This is a genomic window from Dokdonella sp. GW821-FHT11D02, from assembly GCF_058808595.1.
Genome location: NZ_CM179520.1, coordinates 2,016,978 through 2,042,314, shown reverse-complemented (window position 1 = coordinate 2,042,314; position 25,337 = coordinate 2,016,978). Strand labels below are relative to the sequence as shown.

Below are 25,337 nucleotides of genomic sequence, written 5' to 3'. Positions count from 1 at the left end.
GGTTCGCGGTTTGAGGTTTGCAGCGCGCTTTTGCGTAGAGGGAGAACACCTCCCAACCGAGCCCGCCACGATGCGCCTCTTGCTGTCTGCTGCTTGTCTCTTGTCGACCCTCGCCTGCTCCAGCGCCCGCGCCGAGATGGCGCTCGGCGGCTTCGCGCCGCAGATCGCCTTCTTCGCCGCGAACGCGCAAGGCAGCGATGCGCCGCTCGACCTCCTAGCCGGCGCCGACACGCAGATGCTCGAGCCGAACTTCGGCGTATACGAGCCGAACGAGCAGCTGATCTACGTGTCCGACTTCAACGGCCGCGCGCTGCGCGTCTATCCGGCCTTCGCACGCGGCGACGTCGCGCCGCTGCGCGTGCTCAACCCGCCCACGTTCGGGCAGACGCGCGCGAGCGCGCCGGTGTTCGCGCAGGACGAGATCGGCGTGATCGTCTCGAACTGCTGCATCGCGACCTACCCGCTGCACGCAAGCGGCGACAGCACCTTCGCCATCCGCACCATCAACTGGGGCGGCCTGCCCGGCAGCGCCACCGATCTGAACAACCCGCTGTCGCTGCGCTACCTGCCGGGCAGCGACGAATACGTGGTGTCGGAATACGATCGGCTGGTCTTCCACGCGCGCACCGCCGGCTCCTACGATGCACCGACGCGGCGCATCACCGGCGCCGCCGTGGCCAACTGCATCAGCCTCGCGCACGACCCGATCGCGCATCGCTTGTTCGTGCTGTGCCAGGCGCCGTGGGACGGCAGCAGCGATGTCACCCACGTCCGCATCGGCGTGTTCGCCGACGACGCCAGCGGCGAGGCGACGCCGCTGTACACGATCGAGGGCGACGCCACCGGGCTCGACCTGCCGCCCGGCTACTACGTCAACGGCATCGGCCACGATCCCTATCTGCGCCGGCTGATGGTCGCCAGCGGCAGCGGCTCCGGCGACCCGGCGCAGAACCGCGTCGTCACCTTCGCCGACGACGCCAGCGGCAACGTCGCACCGCTGCTGCAACTGAGCGGCAGCGCGCTCGGCGGCAGCTCACTCGGCACGCCGTTCGCGGTGCCGACGGACGCGATCTTCGCCGACGGTTTCGACGACTAGCGCCTGCGGTCTCGCCGCCCTGCCGTGCGAACGGCCAGGGCGGCGAGCCGCAACACCGCGACGACTACGCCGCGCTCACGACGACAGCCGCGGCAGCACGAACGCGAACGCGGCGCCGAGCGCGAAGGCAGCCAGCGCGAGGCCGTACAGCGCCGTGCTCCAGCGACGCAAGCGTCGGCACGAGCGCGCCAGCGCCGGATCGGCCGGACACGGCAAGCGGCGCGCGCGCCACAGCATCACACCGGCCAACACGAGCATCGCCGCGGCGAAGCCGAACACCAGTGCCTTGTGCTCGCTCAGCCAGATCAGTTGCGGCACCGCGCCGACCAGGCCGGCCAGCGCCGCGCCGGCACCGAGCGCGACCATCGCCGCCGGCAGCACGCAGCAGAGCAAGGTGCCGCTGCTGGCCAACAGCGCCGCCGTCGACGCCCACAGGTTGCTGCGCAGCGACGCGCTCATCGGTGTTTCTCCTGCAAGCGCGCGCGCACCGCATCGAGCGGCTCGTCGACGCGGCGGATCGCCTTCACCGTGTAGCCGGCGTCGGTCAGCGCGTTGCGCAGCACTTCGTCGCCGATGTCCTGCCCCGGCTTGGTCGATACCGCCACCAGCCGTTGTTCGAGGCTGACGACGAGGTCGTCGGTGGCCTCGAACGTGCGCAGCTTCTTCTCGATACCCTGCGCGCAGAACGCGCAGACCAGACCGTTGACGTCCATTTCGATCGTCGCCGCTTGCGTCGTCGCGGCGAGGGACATCAGCACGGCACCCAGGATTTTCACAATCGTCTTCATGATGATTCGCCTCAGAAATTGAACATGGCCATGACTTGCGGCTTGCCGCCGTCGGTCACGCCGGCTTCGACCCAGGTGCCGCCCTTGAACAAGCGCAGCAGCAATGCCGTTTCTGTCCCATCGTGCAGACGGCCGGTGTAGCGGCGCGCCTGCACGACGAACCAGGTGGCTAGGTCGCGATAGTCGTGCTCGTAGGGCGCGAGGCCGAGTTGCAGCGTGTCGATGCGATGCGAAAAGGCCGCGCTTTCCCACAGGTCGCTCTTGAACGAGCCGTAGACGCGGCGCGTTTCGTAGTCGAACTGGAAGCCGGCGTTGCGCGCGAGGCGACTGCCTTCGAAGGTGTCGCCTCGACTGCGGCCTAGACTGCCCCAGACGAACACGTTCGCCTGCGCGGCATCGAGGTTCCAGCGCTTGACCAGGTAGTTCGCGCGCACGTAGTCGATGTCGCGCGAGCGCCGCTCGAGATCGCTGTCCAGACGCAAATGACCGCCGCCGGCGGAGAACCAGTAGGTCGGCGCGTAGAACGCCTGCGCCTCGAGCATGGTGCCGGCGCCGTACTCGGCCATCACGGTGGTGCCGTTCGCGAACGCGATCGGCTTCGCCTGCGCCGTCACGGCGGCGCAGGCGCACAACAGGGCCGCCGCGCGGCGGCCCGAGAATTGAAATTGCATGACTCCTCCACGGAAAAAACGCGCGCGAACGCGCGCAGCGGCGACGAATCGCCGTCGTCGAACGTGGCAAGGAATCAGGCGATCGGAGGTCGCGTCTGCGGCAACGCGATCCAGCAGCGCGTCGCGACGGCCGCATCGGCGGGTGCCGGCTGCGGCACCTGCTTGGGCTGACTCAGCGAAACCGATGCGATGAACAGCGGCGCGCAAACCTGCGCGCAATCGGAGGCGTCGTGACAGTCGCCGCAGCAAGGCGCCGACGGCGCCAATGCATCCGCGTGCCCGCAATGCTGCCCGCTCGCAGCGAGCAAGGGCGCGACCGCACCGACCCAGCCGGACGCGACGAGCAGCAGGGCGAACAGAAGGATCAGGGAGCGCCGCGGTTTCATCAGCGGCGCAGCTTACGCCGCGGTGCGTGGCGCGTCGACCGTGCCGATCGATTTGCGCTCCAGCACCGACGAGCGATCCCGACGTGTCCATCGGGCTATTGCGCATCCGCGATTCTTGTATACACTGTACACATGAAGCGAAACGACACCGACGAACGCATCCGTGCGGCCGCCCGGTCCATCCTCGATCGCGAAGGCACCGGCGCCGTCAGCATGCGCCGCGTCGCCGCCGACGCCGGCATCACCGCGATGGCGATCTATCGTCACTACCCCAGCCGCGAAGCGTTGCTGCACCGGCTGGTCGACGACACCTTCGAGGAAGTGGCCGCGCGCTGGACCGCGAAGCGGCGCAGCCGCGATCCGCTGCAACGCCTGCTCGAATTGCAGGACGGCTATCTCGACTACGCGATCGATCACCCGCACGCGTTCGACTACGCCTATTCCGTGCGCCGCGCCGACGCGCGGCGCTTCCCCACCGACTTCCGCGCGCGGCGTTCGCCGACCTTGAATCTCATCGCCGACACGCTCGCCGAAGGCATGCAGAGCGGCGTGTTCCGCCAGGACGACATCTGGGACGTGGCGATGTCGCTGTGGGGTCATACCCACGGCCTGATCTGCCTGTATCGCGCCGGCCGCTTCGACTATTCCGAACGCGCATTCCGCGTGTTCTTTCGTGCTTCGCTAGGGAGACTGCTCGATGGCATCAAACAATGATCGTCTGCGTTCCGTCGCCGCTTTCGCCGCGACGGTCGCGCTGTCCGCCGTGCTGTGGTGGTTCGGTTTCGGCGTCACGCCGCTGTGGTGGGCGACCTGGCTGGCGCCGCTGCCGGTGCTGGTCTATGCGACGCGCGCGAGCGGCGGCGCGACGTTCCTCGCCGCGTTCCTGGCCTGGGTCATCGGCGGCCTCAGCGTGCTGAGCTACGCGCAAAAGATCCAGTTGCCGGCGACCATCATCGTGCTCGGCGACGTGGTGCCGGCCTTGATCTTCGCGCTGGCCGCGCTGCTCTTTCGCACTCTTGTGCGACGCGGCCGGCCGGTGCTCGGCGCGCTGGCGGTGCCGGCGCTGTTGATCGCCTACGACTACCTCAGCGCCAACCTGTCCCCGCACGGCACCTTCAACAACCTTGCCTACACGCAGATGGATGCGCTGCCGGTGATCCAGATCGCCGCGTTGTGCGGCGCCTGGGGCATCACCTTCCTGGTGTTCCTACTGCCCGCCGCGCTGGCCGCGTTCGGCGCGCCGCAAACCTCGCTCGCCAGCCGGCGCGCGCTGATCGTGACGATCGCTCTGGTCTACGTGACCGCGTTCGGCTACGGCGGCTGGCGCCTGCAGACGGCGACGGCGGAGAACGTCGCCGCGCCGCGCATCGGCCTGGTCTCGCTCGCCGGCAAGGTGCGGCCGCCGTTGACCGATCCGGCCGGCGAGAAGCTGCTGCAGCGGTATCTGGTCCAGCTGGAAAAACTGGCCGACCAAGGCGCCACCACCATCGTGATGCCGGAGACGGTATTCCTCGTCACCACGCCGGACATTCCGGCACTGGCCGAGTTCGCGCACCGCCGCGGCGTGCGCCTGATCGCCGGCGTCGGCTACAGCGCGGCGGGCGAGCCGTCGCGCAACGCGATCTTCGCGTTCCCTGCCGACGGCAACGCGCCGGAACGCTACAGCAAGCAGCATCTGTTGCCCGGCTTCGAAGACAACTACACCGCCGGCACCGAATCGAAGATGCTGGCGACGGAGCCGAGCACGGGCCTTGCGATCTGCAAGGACATGGACTTCCTCTCGCTCGGCCGCTCCTACGCCGACCTCGGCGCCAACCTGCTGCTGGTGCCAGCCTGGGATTTCGAGCTCGACGGCTGGCTGCACGCGCGCATGGCGATCCTGCGCAGCGTCGAGAACGGCTTCGCCCTCGCGCGCACGCCGCGCGACGGCACCATGACCTTGAGCGACGACCGCGGCCGCGTCGTCGCCGAAGCCTCGAGCACGCACATCGAAGACACCGCGACCCTGGTCGGCAATCTGCCGCTGCGGCATACGCGCACGCTGTACTCGCGCTGGGGCGATTGGTTCGCCTGGCTTTCCGTCGCGGTCCTGTTGGGCGCGCTCGTGATGGCGTTCAGGCCGCGCGCCAAGCCGTGACCAGAACCTACGCCGTGCCTGCGTTTGCCGGCACGGCGTCGGCTCATACTCGATGCACGATCACCAGGCTCGCCGATACTGCGGCGGCGCTTCGATCGTCACGCCCAGTTGCTGCGCGGCGCGGCGCGGAAAATACGGGTCGCGCAGCAACTCGCGCGCGAACAGCACCAGATCGGCGTCGCCGCGCGCGAGGACCGCATCGGCCTGTGCCGCGTCGGTGATCAGACCGACCGCGCCGGTGGCGATGCCGGCCTCGCGACGGATGCGCGCCGCGAACGGCACTTGGTAACCCGGCTCGGCCGGCACTTTCGCGTACGGCACCAAGCCGCCGGACGAGGTGTCGATCAGATCGACGCCGTCTTGTTTCAGCCAGCGCGCGAGTTCGACGCATTCGTCGATGTCCCAGCCGCCTTCGACCCAATCCGTGGCCGACACGCGAACCAAGAGCGGCGCCGGCTGCGGCCACACCTCGCGCACCGCCGCGACCACCTCGCGCAGCAGACGCGCGCGATGGGCGAGCGTACCGCCGTAGTCGTCCTCGCGCCGGTTCGACAGCGGCGACAGGAATTCGTGCAGCAGATAGCCGTGCGCGGCGTGGACCTCGATCACGCCGAAACCGGCCGCACGTGCGCGCTGCGCGGCGGCGCGGAAATCGCCGACGATCTTGTCCAAGCCGGCGCGATCCAAGGCCTGCGGCACGGCGTAGCCGTCGCCGAACGCGAGCGCGCTCGGCGCCAGCGTGCGCCAGCCGCCGTTTGCGGCGTCGACCGACTTGCCGCCGCGCCAGGGCAGGTCCGTGCTCGCCTTGCGGCCGGCATGCGCGAGCTGCACGCCGGGCAAGGCGCCTTGCTCGCGCACAAACGCGGCGATGCGCGCCCAGGCCTGCGTCTGCGCGTCGTTCCACAGACCGGTGTCGGCCGGCGAGATGCGGCCTTCGGGCGACACCGCGGTCGCTTCGGTCAGCACCAGCGCGGCGCCGCCGACGGCGCGGCTGCCCAGGTGCACCAGATGCCAGTCGTTCGGCACGCCGTCGACGGCCGAGTACTCGCACATCGGCGACACCGCGATGCGATTGCGCAGCAGCGCATCGCCGATCACCAGGGGTTCGAACAGACCCATCGCAAACTCCGCATTCATGGAGAGGCGCGGCCACGACCGCCGCGGTTGGATGTTCCAAAGCCTTGTTGCGCCGGCCGTTGAAGCGGCTCAGGCGGCCGAAGAACGAAGCGGCCGAGATGGAGACGCGAGGGCCGAGCGCAAGCATCGCGCTCGCATGAGCTCATGGAAAAAAAGATAGGAAACCGGGGCCCGGCGAAGTTTCCGAAGCCGCTCAATCTGTTGCCGCGCATCGTTCGCAACGGAGTGCATCCGTACGCGCAAGTTGCCCCGAATCCTTAGCGGGAGCTTAACGGCGATTGTGGTGCAGTCGGGTCATTCGCTTTCCCGGGGTAAGACCATGCTCGCAATCGACCTCGACGTGACGCGCAGCGTCCGTGCGTACATGGCCGCGCAACTGGACAACGCCGAGTTCTCTCTCGACCGCCTGCATCGCGGTCTGCGCGAGGCGGTGTGGTACTCGCCGAAAGATCGGCGCACCCTGCGCACGCTGTGCGACCAGCGCCCGAACGAGTTCACGCGCTGGATGTACGAATGCGAACGCGACGGCCGCTACACCGGCCTGATCATGGTGTGGCCGGCCGGCTATTCGACGCCGATCCACGACCACGCCGGCCTGTGGGGCATCGAGATGGTGCTGCAGGGCGCACTCAGCGTGGAAGACTACGAACTGGTCGCCGAGGCGAGCGGCGAGGCGCAGCCGCGCTTCATCGGCACCACCTTGCTCGAGGAAGGCCAGTCCTGCGGCTTCCTCGGCACGCAGGGCCATGCGCACCGCTGTGCCAACCTGTCGGCACGGCGGCCGGCGGTGACACTGCATGTCTACGGCGGTCTGCTCGAAACCTATCGCAACTTCGATGCGCGCCGCGGCGGACGCTACGTCGCGCAACCGACTGTCGCGCGGATCGACGGCCGCATCGGCACCGAGCAGGCACGCCGCGCGTAACCGCTTCACCCTGACAAACCGTCATCGCAATCGGCGAGGATAGGCGTTTCGCCGTGGAAGCCTTGCGATGCGTCTGCGTACCCTGCTGGTCCTGGTCTGGCTGCTCGTCGCTGTCGGCTGCGCGCCGATCCAGCCGACCAAATCGGGCGCCGCGACCGATGCGGTCATCCTGGTCTCGATCGACGGCTTCCGCCCGGACTATCTGCAGCGCGGCTACACACCGACTTTGAATGCGCTGGCCGCAGGCGGCGTGCGCGCCGAAGCGATGCAGCCGGCGTTTCCGAGCCTGACCTTTCCGAACCACTACACCCTCGTCACCGGCCTCTATCCGGACCATCACGGCATCGTCAACAACCGCATGGTCGATCCCGCCAGCGGTGCGCGTTTCGTCTACAACGACGCCAAGACCACGGCCGATCCGAGCTGGTGGGGCGGCGAACCGGTCTGGGTCAGCGCGGAGAAGCAGGGCCTGCGCGCGGCGACCATGTTCTGGCCCGGTTCCGACGTCGCCATCGGCGGCGCGCGGCCGAGCCGCTGGCTGCCTTTCGACGGCAAGATGACGCCGGACGCACGCGTCGATCAACTGCTGGCCTGGATCGACCTGCCGCCGGCCGAGCGCGCGCGCTTCTACACCCTGTACTTCGAGCAAGTCGACCACGCGGCGCACGAAAGCGGTCCCGATTCGGACGAGGTCGGCGCGGCCTTGCGCGAGGTGGACGCAGCGCTCGCGCGGCTGGTCGAAGGATTGAAGCAACGCGGGTTGTTCGAGCGCGTCAATCTGGTGATCGTGTCCGATCACGGCGGCACCGCGACGTCGCGCGAGCGGCTGATCTACATGGAGGACCTCGTCCCCGACGCCGACGCCCAAGTGGTCACTCTCGGCATTCTGGCCGGCTTGAATCCGAACCAGGACAAGACCGCCGCCGTCGAGTCGACCTTGCTGCGCAAGCACGAGCACATGCGCTGCTGGCGCAAGTCCGAAGTGCCGGCACGTCTGCACTACGGCACCCATCCGCGCGTTCCCGCCCTGCTCTGCCTCGCCGACGAGGGCTGGCTCATCACCACGCGCGAGTACCTCGCTTCGCGCAAGCGCTTTTCGCTCGGCGACCACGGCTACGACAACCAGGACGCGAACATGCGCGCGCTGTTTCTGGCTCACGGTCCTGCGTTCCGGCGCGGGCTGGTGGTGCCGGAGTTTCCGAACGTCGACGTCTACCCGCTTTTGATGCACCTGCTCGGCCTCGCGCCGCAGCCGAACGACGGCGATTTCGCCGCCGTTCGGCCGATGCTGCGCGAAGCGGAACGCGTCACGCGTTGAGCCGGCCCATCATCGCCGCGGTGTAGCGCGCGCCGGCCGCCGCCTGCGGCGGGAAGATCGCATCGATCTCGGCGAGTTCCGCCGCGCTCAGTTCCACTTCGAGCGCGGCGATGTTTTCCTCCAGCGTGGCGATGCGCCGAGTGCCCGGAATCGGCACGATGTGCGGATCACGCGCGAGCGTCCAGGCCAGCGCGAGTTGCGCGGCGGTGACGGGGCGTGCGCGCGCGCTCTTCACTTCGGCCAGCTCGCGCAGCTTCTCGACCAACGCAAGGTTCTTGCCGAAGTTCTCGCCCTGGAAGCGCGGGCTGCTGCGGCGATAGTCGTCGGCGGCGAAGTCGTCCGGGCTCTTGATCGCGCCGGTCAGAAAGCCGCGACCGAGCGGGCTGTAGGGCACGAAGCCGATGCCCAAGCGGCGACACGCATCGAGCGTGCCCTGCTCTTCCGGATCGCGCGTCCACAGCGAGTACTCCGACTGCAGCGCGGTGATCGGATGCACCGCCTGCGCGCGCTCGATCGTCTGCGCCGAGGCTTCCGACAACCCGAGATAGCGCACCTTGCCTTCGCGCACCAGATCGGCCATCGCCCCGACGCTTTCTTCGATCGGCACGTTCGCATCGACGCGGTGCAGGTAATACAGGTCGATGTGGTCGACGCCGAGGCGCGCGAGGCTGCCTTCGCAGCTCTTGCGCACGTAGTCGGGACTGCCGTCGAAGCCGCGTGCGGTCGGCTTGCTCGGATCGCGCACGATGCCGAACTTGGTCGCCAGGAACACGTCGTCGCGACGCGCAGCGATCGCTTTGCCGACCAGCACTTCGTTCGTGTGCGGACCGTAGGCATCGGCGGTGTCGAGGAAGTTCAAGCCGAGATCGAGCGCGTGATGCAGGGTCGCGATCGACTGCGCGTCGTCGTGCTCGCCGTAGAACTCGCTCATGCCCATGCAGCCGAGGCCGAGCGCGGAAACTTTGGGGCCGTTCGGGCCCAGGGTACGGAATTTCATGGGGCTATCTCCTTGCTGTTGTTCTCTAGTCCCAACTCATCCGAAGCAGGACTCTCATTCTTCCGCTCGCGGAAGAAGCCGCGCCGAAGGCGCGGGTGAGAGGGAATCGGAGCACACCACTCCGACCGCCCTCACCCCAGCCCTCTCCCGCAAGCGGGAGAGGGCGAAAGGCAGGCCGCGCGGACCCGCCTTGGAGGTGAAGAAACCCTCACGCCGCGTTCTTGAGCGACGCCATGTCGATCACGAAGCGATACTTCACGTCGTTCTTCAACAAGCGCTCATAGGCCTTGTTGACCGACTGCATGTCGATCATCTCGATGTCGCTGACGATGCCGTGCTCGGCGCAGAAATCGATCATCTCCTGCGTTTCGGCCATGCCGCCGATGGCGGAACCGGCGATGCTGCGGCGGCCCATGATGATGCTGCCGCCCATCAAAGCCGGCGTCAGCTCGGTCAATGCGCCGACCAGCACCATGTTGCCGTCGCGCTTGAGCAGGGCCGCGTACGGATTGAGGTCGTGCCCGTTCGGAATCGTGTTGAGCAGGAAGTGGAAGCTGCGCGCATGCCGCTTCATCGCTTCCTTGTCGGTCGACAGCAGCACTTCATCCGCGCCCAGGCGCACCGCATCCTTGGCCTTCTCGGGCGAGGTCGTGATCATCACCACGTGCGCACCAAGCGCCTTGGCGAACTTGATGCCCATGTGGCCGAGACCGCCGAGGCCGATCACGCCGACCTTCTGACCCTCGCCGACCTTCCAGTGCCGCAGCGGCGACCAAGTCGTGATGCCGGCGCAGAGCAACGGCGCTGCGCCCTTGAGATCGAGCGTGGGCGGAATCTTCACCACGAAGCGCTCTTCGACCACGATCAGGTCGGAATAGCCGCCGAAGGCCAGCTCCTCGCTGCCGCGCAGCTTGGAGTTGTAGGTGAAGGTCGGGCCGTTCTCGCAATACTGCTCGAGATCTTCGGCGCAGGACGAGCAGGTGCGGCAGGAGTCGACCATGCAGCCGACGCCGGCGTAATCGCCGACCTTGAACTTCTTCACTTCCGCGCCGACCGCGCTGACGCGGCCGACGATCTCGTGCCCCGGCACCATCGGATAGAGCGAGTTGCTCCAGTCGTTGCGCGCCTGGTGCAGGTCGGAATGGCAGATGCCGCTGTAGAGAATCTCGATCTGCACGTCGTGCGGACCCGGCGAGCGGCGCTCGAAGGTGAACGGCACGAGATCGGAGTGCGCGTCGTGCGCGACGTATCCCTTGGCTTTCAACATGACAACATCTCCATTAGTGGAAAAGATTCGGCGAACGGGCGCGGCTTCGACCCGGCACGCGTTCAAACGTTCAAGAGCCGCATGCCGTCGTCGTGGTAGCGCGCACCAGCGGCGGCGTCCTTCGGTACGGCTTGTGCGATGCGGGCCAGATCGTGGGGCGTCAGCGCGACGTCGGCCGCGGCGAGGTTCTGCTCCAATCGTTCGGGACTGCTGGTGCCTGGAATCGGCACGATGTCCGATCCCTGTGCCAACACCCAAGCCAACAACAGTTGTGCCGGCGTGCAGCGTTTTTCAAGAGCGATCTCGGCGATGCGTGCGGCGATCGCGCTGTTGCGCACCACGTTCGCATCGGAGAAACGCGGGTTGGCGCGGCGCCAGTCGTCCTTGGCGAGATCGTCAGCGGACTTGAAGCGGCCGGCGAGGAAACCGCGTCCGAGCGGACTGTAGGCGACCAGCGCGATGCCGAGTTCGCGCAAGGTCGGCAGCAGCGCGTCCTCCGGTTCGCGGCTCCACAGCGAGTATTCGCATTGCACGGCCGCGATCGGATGCACCGCCTGCGCACGGCGCACGGTTTCGGGCGCCGCTTCCGACAGGCCGAGCCAGCGCACCTTGCCCTCGCGCACCAGATCGGACATAGCGCCGACCGTTTCCTCGATCGGCGTGGCCGGGTCGATGCGGTGCTGGTAGTAGAGATCGATGCAGTCGATGCCGAGCCGGCGCAACGAGGCCTCGCACTGCCGGCGCACGTATTCGGGCCGTCCGTTGACGCCTTCGCGTTCGACTGGCACGTCGCTGTCGCTGACGATGCCGAACTTGGTCGCGACGATCACGCCGTCGCGCCGGCCTTTCAGCGCCTTGCCGACCTTCGCTTCGGAATCGCCGTAGACGTCGGCGGTGTCGAGCATCGTCACGCCGAAGTCGAGCGCGCGATGCAGCAGCGCGACCGCGCCGGCGTCGTCGCGCGCACCGGCGGAATAGATGTCGCCGATGCCCAGGCTCATGCAGCCGAAGCCAATGGCCGATACCGCGGGGCCGCCGCGGCCGAGAATTCGAGTTTGCATGTCGTACATCTCCTATGAAAAACCGTCCAAAATAATCCGGTTGCGCCAACCCGGTTCGCGCGAGCGATCGGCTCGCTCAGCGTTCCTGATCGGTCGGCCGCATCAACATTTCGTTGATGCTGACGTGCGGCGGCCGCGTGACGCAGAACAAGATCGCCTCGGCGACGTCGTCGGGCTGCAACTGGCGCACGCTGTCGGCCCAGGCATTGATCGCGCTTTTCACCTCGGCGTGGCCGATGTGATCGCGCAGCTCGGTCGCGACCAGGCCCGGCTCGATCACGCTGACGCGCACGCGGTCCTGGTACACCTCGCGCCGCAACGCTTCGGAAAACGCGACCACGCCGAACTTGGTCGCCGAATACCCCGCCGCCATCGGATTGGCGATGCGGCCGGCGGTCGAGGCGATATTGACGATGTCGCCTTCGCGCCGCTCGCGCATGCCGCGCAGCGCCGCCTGGGTCGAGGCAATCAGGCTCAGCACGTTCAATTCGAGCATGCGCCGCCAGCGGCCGAGATCGGCCTCGGTGACCGGTTCGAGATACATCACGACGGCGTTGTTGACGAGCACGTCGAGGCGGCCGTAGTGCGTTTCGGTATCGGCCACGATGCGCTGCGCCTCGCGCTCGTCGAGCAGGTCGGCCGGCAGCACCAGCGGCTCGGCACCGAGCGCCTGCAGGCGGCCGGCGAGTTCTTCGAGGCGGTCGCGCCGACGCGCGGCGATCGCGACCTTGGCGCCGGCCTCGGCCAGCGCGATCGCGGTCGCCTCGCCGATGCCGGACGAGGCGCCGGTGACGAGGGCGATGCGATTTTTCATCCGTCCACCCATGGGACAACCTCCTGTCGTTCGGTGTTGCGCATCCTGCGCCTTGCCATTGCCGGGAAAAATCCCCAGCATCCGCATGCACCATGAAGCAGCCCTTCACAATCGAGCCGGACCAGCTGCCGGCCCTGCTCGTCTTCGCGCGCGTCGCCAAGCACGCCAGCTTCACGCGCACCGCGCGCGAGCTGGGCGTGTCGCCATCGGCGTTGTCGCAGACGATCCGCACGCTGGAGACCCGCATCGGCGTACGCCTGCTCAACCGCACGACGCGGCGCGTCGGCCTGACCGAGGCCGGCGGCAGCCTGCTTGCGCGCATCGGCCCGGCGCTGGCCGACATCGACGGCGCGCTCGACGACCTGCGCCAGCAGGGTTCGCGCCCGGCCGGCACCCTGCGCGTGACGATGCCGCGCGGCGTCGGCAGCGTGCTGTTCGAGCCGCACCTGGCCGACTTCGTGGCCGCCTATCCGGATATCCGCCTCGACGTCCTGGTCGACAGCTCGCTCAACGACCTGGTCGGCGAGAACCTCGACTGCGGCATCCGCCTCGGCGAGAAGGTACAGCGCGACATGATCGCGCTGCCGCTGGGGGGCCCGCAACGTTCGGTCGTAGCCGGCGCGCCGGCCTACTTCGCGCGCCGCGGCCGGCCGCAGCACCCGCGCGACCTGCAGACCCACGACTGCCTGCGCTCGCGCTTCAGCAGCGGCGGAACGATCTACCGCTGGGAGTTCTGCGAACGCAGCCGCTGGTACGAAATCAATGTGGAAGGCCCCTTGATCAGCAACGACGGCGGCCTGCTCACGCGCGCCGCGCGCGACGGCATCGGCCTGTTGCACACGATGGAGTTGGTGTTGCGCTCGGAACTCGAATCGGGCGCGCTCGAATGCGTACTCGAAGAACACCTGCCGCCCTACGACGGCTTCTATATCTATTACCCCAGCCGCGCGCAGCTGGCGCCGAAGCTGCGCGTGTTCATCGATTTCATGCGCGAGCGGGTCGGCTGAGTCGCGACACGTTCCCTGTCACAAACTGCGGTCAAACGCATTTCCGCCGGCACCGTTGTCGTTTCGTCAAAATCGCCCTGTAACGTCGGCGTCATGCAAATCCTGATGCTGTCGGACGTGTACTTCCCACGCGTGAACGGCGTATCGACTTCGATCCGCACCTTCGCGCGCGAACTGCAACGCCTCGGTCACGAAGTCACCCTAGTCGCGCCGGCTTACGGCGAGGGGGCGGAAGACGCCGAGTTCGAGGTGTTACGGCTGCCGTCGAGCCGGATCTTCTTCGATCCGGAAGATCGCCTGATCCGCCGCGCCGCCCTGCGCACGGCCGCCAAGACCTTGGCCCAACGCCGCTGGGACGTGATCCACGTGCACACGCCGTTCCGTGCGCACCAGCTCGGCGTGATGCTGCGCAAGGCCGGCGCGGCACCGCTGGTGGAGACCTACCACACCTACTTCGAACCCTACGCGCGGCACTATTTTCCGTGGCTGCCGGACGCGCCGCTGCGTTTCGCCGCGCGCGCCATTTCGCGCCGGTTGTGCCGCGAAGTCGATCATCTGATCGTGCCGACCGAGCAGATGCGCGAGGTGCTCGAACGCTACGGCATCGCCACGCCGACCACGATCATCCCGACCGGCATCGACCTCGACGAATTCCAGGGCGGCGATGGCGCGCGCTTCCGCCGTCTGCACGGCATCGAGCCGGAACAGCCGACCCTGGTCACGGTCAGCCGCCTCGCCGCCGAGAAGAACATCGGTTTCCTGCTCGAGGTCGCGCAAGTGCTCACTGCGGAGTTCCCGAACCTGGTCTTCGTCGTCGCCGGCGAAGGGCCGGACTCGCAGCGTTTGCAGGCGAAGGCGCGCGCACTCGGGCTCGAACGCCAGCTGCGCTTTCCCGGCAACCTCGACCGCCGCACGGCCCTGCTCGACTGCTATCGCGCCGGCGATGCGTTCGTGTTCGCCTCGCCGACCGAGACGCAGGGCTTGGTGCTGATCGAGGCGATGGCGCTCGGTGTGCCGGTGGTCTCGACCGCGGTGATGGGCACCGCCGCCGTGCTGCGCCAGGCGCGCGGCGCGCGCATCAGCACCGAGGACGTCGCCACCTTCGCCGAACACGTCGCCGCGCTGTTGCGCTCGCCCGCGCTGCGCGCCGAACTCGGCCAGGCCGCGCGCGCGGACGCGCAGGCCTGGAGCGCGCCGGTGCTGATGCGCGAAACCGTCGCCTTGTACGAGCAATTGGCGACACAGCGCACGCTATGACCTTTGTCGCTTGCATCGCTTTGCAGCGCCCCATCAAATAGAGCGACGGCCGCCTGCGGCCGCATGTTCGCTCATCGACCGCACTGGGGATTGCCTGATGAAACGCATGCTCGCGCTGGTATCGCTCGCCGTTCCGCTGCTCGTCACACAGATCGCGCTCGCCGCCGAAACGACCAAGTACACCGCCCTGGTCAACGGCGGCAAGACCCGCGCCGGACACCAAACCGTGACACGCGGCGAGGACGGCGCCACCAGTCAGGTCGAGTTCGTGTTCAAGGACAACGGCCGCGGTCCGGAACTGAAAGAAGAATTCACCCTGTCCAAGGACGGCACCTTCAGCGCTTACCACGTCGAAGGCCAATCGACCTTCGGCGCCGCGATCGACGAGACCTTCAAGCGCGAAGGCGACAAGGCGAGTTGGAAATCGACCTCGGACAAAGGCGAGCAGAACGTGTTCGGCGGCGCGCTCTACACGCCGCTCGGCGGCACGCCGGAGGCCTTGTCGATCGCGATCGGCGCCTTGTCAAAACGCAGCGACGGCAAGCTGCCGCTGATTCCGAGCGGCACGCTGTCGATGCAGAAGCTGGTCGATTCGGAGATCGAGAAAGACGGGGTCAAGCGCAAGGTGCAGCTGCTCGCGCTGACCGGCGTGGGCTTCACGCCGAACTTCGTCTGGGCCACCACCGACGAGACGCCGCGCCTGTTCGCGCTGATCTATCCCGGCTTCTTCCAGCTGGTCGAGGACGGTTGGGAAAAGAATGCGGCCGCGCTCGAAGCGCAACAAAAGGCGGCCGAGAAGAACCTCCTGCTCGAGAAGCAGCAGCGTCTCGCCCACCCGCTGAGCGGTTCGACCCTGATCCGCAACGCGCGCGTGTTCGACAGCGAGCGCGCCGTGCTCGGCGCGCCGAGCGACGTGCTCATCGACGGCGGCCGCATCATCGCGATCTCCGCCACCGGCAAGGAGAAGCGCAAAGCCGATCGAACCCTCGACGCCGGCGGCCGCGTGCTCCTGCCCGGCCTGTTCGACATGCATGCGCACTTCGGCGCCTGGGACGGCGGCCTGCACCTCGCCGCCGGCATCACCACGATCCGCGACATGGCCAACGACAACGCGACGTTGCAGCAGTACATCGCCGACGAGAATCGCGGCACCCTGCTGGCGCCGCGCATCGTGCCGGCCGGCTTCATCGAAGGTGAAAGCCCGATGTCGGCGCGCAACGGTTTCGTCATCAAGAATCTCGACGAAGCGAAGAAGGCGATCGACTGGTACGCCGAGCACGGCTATCCGCAGATCAAGGTCTACAACTCGTTCCCGAAAGCGATCCTGCCCGAGACGACCGCCTACGCGCACAGCAAGGGGCTGCGCGTCAGCGGCCATGTGCCGGTGTTCCTGCGTGCGCAAGAAGTGGTCGAGCAGGGTTACGACGAGATCCAGCACATCAATCAGGTGCTGCTCAATTTCCTGGTCACCGACAAGACCGACACGCGCACGCTGGAGCGCTTCCAGCTGCCGGCGGACAAGGTCGCCGGGCTCGATTTCGATTCCAAGCCGGTACAGGACTTCATCGCCTTCCTGGCCGAGCACAAGACCGCGATCGATCCGACCCTGACCACGTTCGACTTCATCCGCCAGAAAGACGGCGATCTCTCGCAAGCCTACGCGGCGGTGGCCGAGCACATGCCGCCCGACGTGCGCCGCAGCTTCCTGCAAGGCTCGATGAAGATTCCCGACGAGGCCACCGCGCAGCTGCACGAGAAGTCGTACGCCAAGATGATCGAATTCGTCGGCCGCATGTACAAGGCCGGTGTGCCGATCGTGGCCGGCACCGACGCCCTGCCCGGCTTCACCTTGCAGCGCGAACTCGAACTCTACGTGCAAGCCGGTCTGACGCCGTCGCAGGTGTTGCAGATCGCGACCTTGAACGGCGCGCGCTACTCGCGCGTGGAAGAAGACCGCGGCGCGATCAAGCCGGGCTGGCGCGCCGACCTGATCCTGGTCGACGGCGATCCGACTAAGAACATTTCCGACATCCGCCAAGTCGCGCTGGTGATCAAGGGCGACAAGGCCTACTACCCGAGCGAAGTCTACGAAGCGCTCGGCGTGAAGCCGTTCGCACCGGCGCTCAAGCTGCCCTGAGTAGGGCCGCCCGTGTTCGCACGGGCGGCGTCTCTCCGGCGCGACTGCGGCTGCCGCCGCGCCGTCGATACATCGCAACGCAAATGCGCTTGCAGTCGCCGACGCTGCAGCCGACGATGGCCGTCAGGCCTGTCCATCTCGATGCTTAGGGGAAAACGGATGAAACGCACACTCGCGCGCGCAGCGTTGACGCTGCCCTTGCTCGCTATCGCCTGCGGCGCACTCGCTGCCGAAACCACCCGGTACACGGTCCTGGTCAACGGCGGCAAGACCCGCGCCGGACACCAAACCGTGACGCGCGGCGAAGACGGCGCCACCACCCAGGTCGAGTACGTGTTCAAGGACAACGGTCGCGGTCCCGAGCTGAAAGAAGAGTTCACCCTGGCCAAGGACGGGACCTACACCGCCTATCGCGTCGCCGGCCAATCGACCTTCGGCGCGGCGATCGACGAGACGTTCAAGCGCGAAGGCAGCAAGGCGAGCTGGAAATCGACGTCGGACAAAGGCGAGCAGGACGTGTTCGGCGGCGCGCTCTATACCCCGCTCGGCGGCACGCCGGAAGCCTTGTCGGTCGCGATCGGCGCTTTGTCAAAACGCAGCGACGGCAAGCTGCCGCTGATTCCGAGCGGCACGCTGACGATGCAGAAGCTGGTCGATTCGGAAGTCGAGAAGGACGGCGTCAAGCGCAAAGTGCAGCTGCTCGCGTTGACCGGCGTCGGCTTTACGCCGAACTTCGTCTGGGCCACGGCCGACGACAATCCGCGTCTATTCGCCTCGATCTCGCCGGGCTTCTACCAATTGACCGAAGACGGTTGGGAGAAAAATGCCGCCGCGCTCGAAGCGCAGCAGAAGACGGCCGAGAAGAATCTGCTGCTGACGATGCAGCAGCGTCTGGCGCATCCGCTGGCCGGCTCGACCCTGATCCGCAACGCACGCGTGTTCGACAGCGAGCGCGCCGTGCTCGGCGCGCCCAGCGACGTGCTGATCGAGGGCGGCCGCGTGATCGCGATCTCCGCCGCCGGCAAGGAGAAGCGCAAAGCCGATCGAACCCTCGACGCCGGCGGCCGCGTGCTCCTGCCCGGCCTGTTCGACATGCACACTCACTTCGGCGCCTGGGACGGCGGCCTGTATCTGGCCGCCGGCATCACTTCGATCCGCGACATGGCCAACGACAACGCGACCTTGCAGCAGTACATCGCCGAGGAGAACCGCGGCAGCCTGTTCGCACCGCGCATCGTGCCGGCCGGCTTCATCGAAGGCGAAAGCCCGATGTCGGCGCGCAACGGCTTCGTCATCAAGAACCTCGACGAAGCGAAGAAGGCGATCGACTGGTACGCCGAGCGCGCCTATCCGCAGATCAAGGTCTACAACTCGTTTCCGAAAGCGATCCTGCCCGAGACGACCGCCTATGCGCACAGCAAGGGGCTGCGCGTCAGCGGCCACGTACCGGTGTTCCTGCGCGCGCAGGATGTGGTCGAGCAGGGTTACGACGAGATCCAGCACATCAATCAGGTGCTGCTCAACTTCCTCGTCACCGACAAGACCGACACGCGCACGCTGGAACGCTTTCTGCTGCCGGCGGACAAGGTCGCCGGGCTCGATTTCGATTCCAAACCGGTGCAGGACTTCATCGCCCTTCTGGCGCAACGCAAGATTGTGATCGACCCGACGCTGACGATCCACGAATTCCTGTGTCATCGCGAAGGCGAGATGCTGCAGGCCTACGCCGCCGTCGCCGATCACATGCCGCCCGACGTGCGTCGCGGCTTCTATCAAGGCCAGATGAAGATTCCCGACGAGGCCACGGCGCAGCGTTACGCCAAGTCGTACGCAAAGATGATCGAGTTCGTCGGCCGTCTGTACAAGGCCGGCGTGCCGATCGTCGCCGGCACCGATACGCAGCCGGGCTTCGCCCTGCAACGCGAGCTTGAACTCTACGTGCAAGCCGGCATGACGCCGGCGCAGGCCTTGCAGATCGCAACCTTGAACGGCGCGCGCTATTCGCGCGTGGAAGAAGACCGCGGCGCGATCAAGCCGGGCTGGCGCGCGGATTTGATCCTGGTCGACGGCGATCCGACTAAGAACATTTCCGACATCCGCCAGGTCGCCCTGGTGATCAAGGGCGACAAGGCCTACTACCCGAGCGAAGTCTACGAAGCGCTCGGCGTGAAGCCGTTCGCGCCGGCGCTCAAGCTGCCCTGAGTACAGCGACTGTCCGCCCGTGTCCGCACGGGCGGCAGCTCAGTCCGGACGCGCGTAGCGCATCAAGGTCACGCCGCAGGCGAATGGTCGCGCTTCCACGAGGCGCAAAGGCAACGTGCGCCCGATGTCCTTGAGCATGCCGCGGCCGCGGCCGAGCACGGCCGGATTGACCAGGAAATGGAATTCGTCGATCAGTCCGGCCGCAGCCAAGGCCGAAGCGAAGGTCGGGCCGCCGTACACCAAGAGATCCTGGCCGGGTTCGCGTTTGAGCTGCGCCACCTCCTTGGCGAGATCGCCGCGCGCCAGCACCGTGTTGGCCCAGCGCGGCTGGTCCAGCGTGCGCGTGAAGACGACCTTGCGCATCGCGACGATGCGCGCGGCGAAGCCTTGCCGCGCATCGCCGGAGGTCGAAGCCACCTGCTGCCAGTGTTCGTAGAAACCCTCCTCCGCCATCACGCGGCTGAGCAGGATCGTATCGGCCGAGGCGGTCAGCGCCTCGTGGTGGCGGCGCAGTTCCTCGTCCCAGCTCCACGGCGCGCCCCAGCTCCACACCATCCAACCGGTGTCGCCGTTCGCATCGGCGGTGAAGCCGTCGGCCGAGACCTGCATTTCCAACTTGAGTTTCCGCATGACCGCCCTTTCACGTAAAGACGGCCGCGCCGTCGATGAGGTTCGCCCGAACGCCGCCTGCGCCATGGCGCAGAAACGGCGACGCCGCGCCGGCGACCGGCGCGGCGTCGATGCGACCCGGCGGCGATCGCGTTATTGCTTGACCAGCTCCACGCGCCGATTCTTCGCGCGGCCCTCTTCGCTGTCGTTGCTCGCGACCGGTGCGGAAGCGCCCATGCCCTGCGCGCTCAGCCGCTCGGCGGCGATGCTGTAGTCCTTCACCAGCGCGGCGACGATCGCGTCCGCGCGCCGCTGCGACAGCTTCTGGTTGTAGTCGGCCTTACCCTGATTGTCGGTATGCCCGGTGATCGACAGTTTGAGGTCGGCGTGCTGCTTGAGCAGCTTGGCGATCTCGTCCAGCTGCGGCTTCGATTCCGGCTTGATCTCGGCCTTGTCGAAGTCGAAATGGATGCCGTAGATCACCGCCTTGCCGGTGCTCAGGATGTTCTGATCGAGCGCGCTCGCATCGAGCGTGACCATGCCGGTGTCCATCGGCTTGGCTTCGGTGATCGCCACGTAGACGCCGGCGACCTTGGGCGCATGGAACTCGAGATCAGCGGCCAGCACGGCAACGGTCACCTCGCCTTGCGGCCGCGCCAGCTTGGCCACCGTGTAGCGCACCTGATCGGCATCGGTGAAGCCCTGCCGCGCCGACAGCGTATTGGACAGATCCAGATGCATCTTTTCGACCGCGAAGCCGGCGAAATTGGGCCCGCACGCCTCGTCGCCCGAGCAGGACCAGGTCGTCTGGAAGCCGGCCTTGGTCAGCGCCTGCCGGTAGTTCTCGAACACTTCCAGACCGCTGCGTCCTTGCGGCGCCAAGTAGTACAGGCGCGTGCGCTTGCCCGACAGCGTGATCGTCTTCGGCGCCACGGTCTCGCCGTCTTCGTTCTTGCTCGACGCCGCGACCGCATAGGTCTGCTCGTCGAACGCCACCTGGTCGTAGCCGACCAGGGCCGAGCCCGGATAGCGCGACATCAACGCGTGGTCCTTGCAGCCGTCGCAGTCCGACAGCGGCTCGTCGTCCTGCGCATACGCCATCGACGCGAACAACACCATAGCCAGACCCAATAACTTGTTCATGAGCGCTCCCTTTTGAAAACGGTTCATACGAAGGCCGCGAACGATTCGCCGCGCGAGACTACGCGGCGTCGCCCTTTGCGACCGCGACGCAAGCCACGACTTGGGGCGCTTGATGATGCCCCAGGCTGCGTCGCCGGTTCGTATACGCTCTTTTCCCGCCAGCGCTGACATTGGGTGCGCGCGGGCGGCGGCACTGTATGACAGCGCCGCCGCGCCCGGACGGACGCGATCGACGAAACGGGCGTCCGCCGCGACGAAGCGAAGGCCGGGAGCCGGCGGCGTCCTGTTCCGATGCGGTCAGACGTGCAGGAAGCGCCCGCCGCCGAACGACCAGTTCTCCCAGCGCGTCTCCTTGAACGCGATCATCACGTTCTCGGCGTTCAGGCGCAGCGGCGCGGCGGTGACCCCGGCGATGACGTCGGCGACGATTTTCTTCTTGACCTTCACGCTGCGCCCCTCCGACAGCAGGATCTCGATCAGCACAAAGTCGCCGTCGCGTTGGGACGTCAGATCGGGATAGCCGGGATCGAAGCGGAAATTATCCGGCGATAGTTCGAACACGCGCTGGAAGCGGTCGGTTTGCGGCACGCCCGACGCGACCAAGGCCGCGTGTACGGCGGCGAGCACGCCGGATTTGAACTCGTCCGGCTTGGGCGCGACCACGGTGAGAGTGACCAGAGGCATACGTTTCTCCTTTTTCTCAGTGAGTGCCGCGCGTTCAGACGCGCGGGTCGTACAAGGTCTTCAACGAAACCGCCAGCGCCGCCAGACCGAACACAGCGGCCAAGAGGCACACGCCATTCCAGCCGCCGTAACGCCAGGCAAAACCGGTCAAGGCAGCCGAAGCGGCGCCGCCGATGAAGAACAAACCGGTGAACAAGCCGTTGAGCCGGCCGCGCATTTCCGGGCGCAGCAGATTGACCGCACGCCGGCCCAAGGTCTGGTCGCCGACCACGCCGACGTCGAGGCCGATCGCCGCGACGCCGAGCAGGATCAGCGCGAAGGTCGGCGCCAGATCAGCGATCGCCGCCGCGAACGCGGCCAGCGCCATCGACTGGATCGCCAGCGCGTGCAGGCCGATCAAGGCCGGCTTGGTCCAGCCGCGATCGCCCCAGCGCCCAGCCAGCGGCGCGACCACGGCGCCGCTGAGGCCGGCGAACGCGAACAGCGCGATGCCGCGCGCGCCGAAATGGAACGGCGGCCGCGCCAGCTGCAGCGCGATCGTGGTCCAGAACATGTTGAACGCGGCGAACATCAGCGCCGAGGTCGCGGCGCGCACGCGCAGCACGCGCTCTTCGCGCACGAGCTGCCAGAGCGAGCCGATCAGCGCCCGATAACCGATGCCGCCCTGCGGCCGGCGCTGCGGCAAATCGCGCACGAGCGCGGCGACCAGCACGATCAGCAGCGCCGAGACCAGGAACATGCCGCGCCAGCCGAACGCCTCGGCGGCCAGGCTGGCGAGCGGCCGCGACAGCAGGATGCCGACCATCATGCCGCCCATCACGTCGCCGACCACGCTGCCGCGCTGCGCTTCCGGGGCGAGTGAGGCGGCCAACGGCGTCAGCACCTGCACGCTGCTGGTGGCGGCGCCGGTCGCGAACGCCGCGACGAGAAACCAAGCCGCCGACGGCGCCATCGCCGCCGCGCACAGAGCGACCACGTCGAGCGCCAGCATCGCCAGAGCGAGCCGGCGGTTCTCGACCAGGTCGGACAACGGCACCAACAGGATCAGCCCCGCCGCATAACCGAGCAGCACCGCCAAAGTGACGAAGCCGGACAGGCGCGCATCCAAACCCAGCGCCGGCCCGATCACGTCCACCAACGGCTGCGAGGAGAACAGGTTCAGCACGATCACACCGACCGCGAACGCGAACAGGCGCGTCGGCAGCGGCCGCTCGGCGGCAGCATGGCTGCGAAGGACGGTGTCGATTGGGGCCGAGGACATGCGAATTCCCTACTTGACATGAAGTCAGCGAACTCTATGCTTGTCTCGCATAGTCTTCCAATGAATAATTTTCAAGAACGTTATGCGCAATACGCATCCAAGCATTTACGCGAGGCAGCCATGAACACACGCGACATCGAAGCCTTCCTGGCCGTGGTCGACGCCGGCTCGATCAATGCCGCCGCCGCGCGCCTGCACTTGACCCAGCCAGCCGTGACGCGGCGCGTGCAAGGTCTGGAGGAAGCACTCGGCGTGCAGCTGCTCGATCGTCTGAGCAAGCCGCTCAAACCCACCAGCGCAGGCCACGACGCCTATCGGCTCGGCCGCCGCGTGCTCGGCTCGGTGCTCGATCTGCGCTCGGGCTTCGGCAAGGACGCGGCGGTCAACGGCGAATTCCGCCTCGGCGTCACGCCGTCACAGCAGGACGACGCCCTGGCGGCGCCGCTCGAGGGTTTGAGCAAGGCCTATCCGCAGCTGCAGATGATCGTATCGACCGCGTGGTCGCACGAACTGGTCGAACAGGTCGAATCGAACCGGCTCGACGCGGCTCTAATCTACCTGCCCGGCGACAGCGCAATCCCGCCCACGCTGCAAGCGCAGGCGATCTCGGACGGACGCATCGTCGTCGTCGCGCCGAAAACGTGGGAGCTGCCCAAGCGCGCGCGACTCGGCGACCTCGCCGAACATTCCTGGGTGCTCAGCCAGGACGGCTGCGGCTACCGCCGCAGCCTGCGCCAAGCGTTCGCGCGCAGCGGCCAGCCGCTGCGCGTCGCGGTCGAGATCTTCAACGCCGAACTGCGCATGGCCCTGATCGCGCGCGGCCTCGGACTCGGCCTGACCACCCCGGCGCTGCTCGAACGCAGCCGCCATCGCGGCGCGATCGACGCGCTCGAAGTGCGCGACTTCAAAGCCGAGATCCGCTACTGGCTGATCCACCGCGCGGCGAGCGGCCGTCTCGCGGCTCCGCTGGAGAATCTGGTCGCCGCGTTGCGCCGCGTGCGGCAGCTGTGACTCTGCCGTCGCGCATCGACGCGCGCTAGCTGGCTGCGGCGAGCCGCTCCACGACCTCGCGATAGCGCGCCGCAATCCGCTCCTCGTCGCGATGGCGGAAACCGCGCACGACCCATTCGCCGCCGACCATCGCGTCGCGCACGAGATTGGCGTTGCCGGCGAAGATCCAGCTGTCGATCGCGTGTTCGGCGTCGCGGCCGGCCAACAGCGGCGAGGTTTCGTCGAGCACCAGAAGGTCCGCGCGCGGCGCTTCGCCGGTGGTCGCCGCGAGGCGACCGATGTCGACGCCGCTGGCGCGCGCGCCGCCGGCCAAGGCTTGCGCGAGCAGGCATTCGCCGCTGCTCGGCTGCGCCGCGGTGGCGGCGACGTTGCGGTGCTTGGTCGCCAGGCGTTGGCCGTATTCGAGCCAGCGCAGTTCTTCGATCGGCGAGACCGAGATGTGGCTGTCCGAACCGATGCCGATCGCACCGCCGGCGTCGAGGTAGGCGGTCAGCGGGAACAGGCCGTCGCCGAGATTGGCCTCGGTGGTCGGACACAGACCGGCCACCGCGCCGGTGGCGGCGAGCCGGCGCGTTTCGCGTTCGCTCATGTGGGTGGCATGGACCAGGCACCAGCGCGCGTCGACCGGCGCATGGTCGAGCAGCCAATCGACCGGGCGCGCGTTGCGCAGAGCGAGACAGTCCTGCACTTCGCCGATCTGCTCGGCGATGTGGATGTGGATGACGCGTTCGCGCGCGGCGTCGCTGGCGAGCACCGCTTGCAGCGCGTCCTGCGGCATCGCGCGCAGCGAATGCAGCGCGATGCCGACGCGCAAGCGCTGCGATTCGAGCGTGCACAGGCGTTCGAGCAGGCGCAGGTAGGAGTCGACCGTATGGCCGAAGCGGCGTTGCCGCTCCGACAACGGCCGGCCGTCGAAGCCGCCGGTCATGTACAAGGTCGGCAGCAGGGTCAGGCCGATGCCGGCCTCTTCCGCCGCGGCGATCAGCGCCAGCGACATCGCCGCCGCATCGGCGTACGGCCGGCCGTCCGGTTGATGATGCAAATAGTGGAATTCGCAGACCTGACTGTAGCCGGCCTTCAGCATCTCGACGTAGAGCTGGGCCGCGATCGCCTGCAGGTCGTCCGGGCCGATGCGGCCGGCGAACGCGTACATCACCTCGCGCCAGGTCCAAAAGCTGTCTTCCGGATTGCCGCGCCGCTCGGCCAACCCCGCCATCGCGCGCTGGAACGCGTGCGAGTGCAGGTTCGGCAAGCTCGGCACGACGTAGCGGCCGAGGCGTTCGGCGCCGTCCGCGTCCGGTGCGGCGGCGGGAGCGAAGCGACCGTCCTCGACCTGCAGGCGAGTTCGCTCGCCCCAGCCGTGCGGCATCCATGCGGAATCGGCAAAATACGCGGGCATCGAAAGTTTCCGTAGTGATCGAACGCGCGC

Annotated in this window: 24 protein-coding genes; 10 read left to right on the top strand and 14 right to left on the bottom strand. The window is 67.4% G+C overall.

The genetic code is table 11. The features are described 5' to 3' along the window. Positions 1-70 precede the first annotated feature (70 nt). Positions 71-1,096 (top strand): hypothetical protein, encoded by a 1,026-nt coding sequence (locus tag AC3QL3_RS08570; protein WP_492897991.1) that lies wholly within the window; start codon positions 71-73, stop codon positions 1,094-1,096. A 75-nt stretch (positions 1,097-1,171) separates the two neighbouring features. Here AC3QL3_RS08570 and AC3QL3_RS08565 read toward each other — a convergent pair whose 3' ends face one another. The 4 genes from AC3QL3_RS08565 to AC3QL3_RS08550 all read right to left on the bottom strand — a co-directional run bounded on the left by AC3QL3_RS08565 (position 1,172) and on the right by AC3QL3_RS08550 (position 2,941). Then, the gene (locus AC3QL3_RS08565; protein WP_492897989.1) at positions 1,172-1,555 is read right to left on the bottom strand and encodes a hypothetical protein; all 384 of its coding nucleotides are present in this window, start codon (positions 1,553-1,555) and stop codon (positions 1,172-1,174) included. After that, complete coding sequence (locus AC3QL3_RS08560) at positions 1,552-1,884, bottom strand: heavy-metal-associated domain-containing protein (protein ID WP_492897987.1); 333 nt, start codon at positions 1,882-1,884, stop codon at positions 1,552-1,554. The genes AC3QL3_RS08565 and AC3QL3_RS08560 overlap by 4 nt, the downstream gene beginning before the upstream one ends. 11 nt (positions 1,885-1,895) lie before the next feature. Next, complete coding sequence (locus AC3QL3_RS08555; RefSeq protein ID WP_492897985.1) at positions 1,896-2,555, bottom strand: hypothetical protein; 660 nt, start codon at positions 2,553-2,555, stop codon at positions 1,896-1,898. Positions 2,556-2,629: 74 nt separating this feature from the next. Then, positions 2,630-2,941 carry a hypothetical protein gene (locus AC3QL3_RS08550; RefSeq protein ID WP_492897983.1) on the bottom strand — a complete coding sequence of 104 codons (312 nt, stop codon included), beginning with the start codon at positions 2,939-2,941 and terminating at the stop codon, positions 2,630-2,632. A 132-nt stretch (positions 2,942-3,073) separates the two neighbouring features. Here AC3QL3_RS08550 and AC3QL3_RS08545 point away from each other — a divergent pair, with 132 nt between their 5' ends. After that, positions 3,074-3,655, top strand: coding sequence for a TetR/AcrR family transcriptional regulator (locus tag AC3QL3_RS08545; protein ID WP_492897981.1), 582 nt, complete (start codon positions 3,074-3,076; stop codon positions 3,653-3,655). Beyond that, on the top strand, positions 3,639-5,078 hold the full coding sequence (locus tag AC3QL3_RS08540) for a nitrilase-related carbon-nitrogen hydrolase (protein ID WP_492897979.1): 1,440 nt from the start codon (positions 3,639-3,641) through the stop codon (positions 5,076-5,078). The genes AC3QL3_RS08545 and AC3QL3_RS08540 overlap by 17 nt, the downstream gene beginning before the upstream one ends. A gap of 60 nt (positions 5,079-5,138) precedes the next feature. On the opposite strand, the gene AC3QL3_RS08535 is transcribed toward AC3QL3_RS08540, so the two are convergent. After that, positions 5,139-6,197, bottom strand: coding sequence for an NADH:flavin oxidoreductase/NADH oxidase (locus AC3QL3_RS08535; RefSeq protein ID WP_492897977.1), 1,059 nt, complete (start codon positions 6,195-6,197; stop codon positions 5,139-5,141). A 337-nt stretch (positions 6,198-6,534) separates the two neighbouring features. Here AC3QL3_RS08535 and AC3QL3_RS08530 point away from each other — a divergent pair, with 337 nt between their 5' ends. Both AC3QL3_RS08530 and AC3QL3_RS08525 read left to right on the top strand, forming a co-directional pair. Further along, positions 6,535-7,140, top strand: coding sequence for a cysteine dioxygenase (locus AC3QL3_RS08530; protein ID WP_492897975.1), 606 nt, complete (start codon positions 6,535-6,537; stop codon positions 7,138-7,140). Between the two features lie 67 nt (positions 7,141-7,207). Further along, positions 7,208-8,458 (top strand): alkaline phosphatase family protein, encoded by a 1,251-nt coding sequence (locus tag AC3QL3_RS08525; protein WP_492897973.1) that lies wholly within the window; start codon positions 7,208-7,210, stop codon positions 8,456-8,458. Here the strand turns inward: AC3QL3_RS08525 and AC3QL3_RS08520 are convergent. The 4 genes from AC3QL3_RS08520 to AC3QL3_RS08505 form a co-directional block, all read right to left on the bottom strand. Further along, positions 8,448-9,455, bottom strand: a complete 1,008-nt coding sequence (locus tag AC3QL3_RS08520) for an aldo/keto reductase (protein WP_492897971.1) — start codon at positions 9,453-9,455, stop codon at positions 8,448-8,450. The genes AC3QL3_RS08525 and AC3QL3_RS08520 overlap by 11 nt on opposite strands. A 208-nt stretch (positions 9,456-9,663) precedes the next feature. Beyond that, a complete protein-coding gene (locus AC3QL3_RS08515; RefSeq protein ID WP_492897969.1) occupies positions 9,664-10,722 on the bottom strand; it encodes an NAD(P)-dependent alcohol dehydrogenase in 1,059 nt (352 codons plus the stop codon). 62 nt (positions 10,723-10,784) lie between these two features. Continuing rightward, positions 10,785-11,783 (bottom strand): aldo/keto reductase, encoded by a 999-nt coding sequence (locus AC3QL3_RS08510; protein WP_492897967.1) that lies wholly within the window; start codon positions 11,781-11,783, stop codon positions 10,785-10,787. 76 nt (positions 11,784-11,859) lie between these two features. Further along, positions 11,860-12,597, bottom strand: a complete 738-nt coding sequence (locus AC3QL3_RS08505; RefSeq protein WP_492897965.1) for an SDR family NAD(P)-dependent oxidoreductase — start codon at positions 12,595-12,597, stop codon at positions 11,860-11,862. A 92-nt stretch (positions 12,598-12,689) separates the two neighbouring features. On the opposite strand from AC3QL3_RS08505, the gene AC3QL3_RS08500 reads away from it, so the two are divergent. From AC3QL3_RS08500 to AC3QL3_RS08485, 4 genes are all read left to right on the top strand, one after another. Further along, positions 12,690-13,604, top strand: a complete 915-nt coding sequence (locus tag AC3QL3_RS08500; protein WP_492897963.1) for a LysR family transcriptional regulator — start codon at positions 12,690-12,692, stop codon at positions 13,602-13,604. Between the two features lie 93 nt (positions 13,605-13,697). After that, the gene (locus AC3QL3_RS08495; protein ID WP_492897961.1) at positions 13,698-14,861 is read left to right on the top strand and encodes a glycosyltransferase; all 1,164 of its coding nucleotides are present in this window, start codon (positions 13,698-13,700) and stop codon (positions 14,859-14,861) included. A gap of 97 nt (positions 14,862-14,958) precedes the next feature. Continuing rightward, positions 14,959-16,998 carry an amidohydrolase family protein gene (locus AC3QL3_RS08490; protein WP_492897959.1) on the top strand — a complete coding sequence of 680 codons (2,040 nt, stop codon included), beginning with the start codon at positions 14,959-14,961 and terminating at the stop codon, positions 16,996-16,998. 159 nt (positions 16,999-17,157) lie between these two features. Further along, positions 17,158-19,200, top strand: coding sequence for an amidohydrolase family protein (locus AC3QL3_RS08485; RefSeq protein ID WP_492897957.1), 2,043 nt, complete (start codon positions 17,158-17,160; stop codon positions 19,198-19,200). A gap of 39 nt (positions 19,201-19,239) precedes the next feature. Here the strand turns inward: AC3QL3_RS08485 and AC3QL3_RS08480 are convergent, their stop codons facing one another. The 4 genes from AC3QL3_RS08480 to AC3QL3_RS08465 form a co-directional block, all read right to left on the bottom strand. Next, positions 19,240-19,830 carry a dihydrofolate reductase family protein gene (locus tag AC3QL3_RS08480; protein WP_492897955.1) on the bottom strand — a complete coding sequence of 197 codons (591 nt, stop codon included), beginning with the start codon at positions 19,828-19,830 and terminating at the stop codon, positions 19,240-19,242. Between the two features lie 132 nt (positions 19,831-19,962). Continuing rightward, a complete protein-coding gene (locus tag AC3QL3_RS08475) occupies positions 19,963-20,952 on the bottom strand; it encodes an OmpA family protein (protein WP_492897953.1) in 990 nt (329 codons plus the stop codon). A gap of 297 nt (positions 20,953-21,249) precedes the next feature. Next, complete coding sequence (locus AC3QL3_RS08470; RefSeq protein WP_492897951.1) at positions 21,250-21,636, bottom strand: tautomerase family protein; 387 nt, start codon at positions 21,634-21,636, stop codon at positions 21,250-21,252. A 34-nt stretch (positions 21,637-21,670) separates the two neighbouring features. Further along, complete coding sequence (locus tag AC3QL3_RS08465; protein ID WP_492897949.1) at positions 21,671-22,897, bottom strand: MFS transporter; 1,227 nt, start codon at positions 22,895-22,897, stop codon at positions 21,671-21,673. A gap of 120 nt (positions 22,898-23,017) precedes the next feature. On the opposite strand from AC3QL3_RS08465, the gene AC3QL3_RS08460 reads away from it, so the two are divergent. Continuing rightward, positions 23,018-23,908, top strand: coding sequence for a LysR family transcriptional regulator (locus AC3QL3_RS08460; RefSeq protein ID WP_492897947.1), 891 nt, complete (start codon positions 23,018-23,020; stop codon positions 23,906-23,908). A gap of 25 nt (positions 23,909-23,933) precedes the next feature. Here the strand turns inward: AC3QL3_RS08460 and AC3QL3_RS08455 are convergent, their stop codons facing one another. After that, positions 23,934-25,307, bottom strand: coding sequence for a formimidoylglutamate deiminase (locus AC3QL3_RS08455; protein WP_492897945.1), 1,374 nt, complete (start codon positions 25,305-25,307; stop codon positions 23,934-23,936). Between the last annotated feature and the right edge of the window lie 30 nt (positions 25,308-25,337).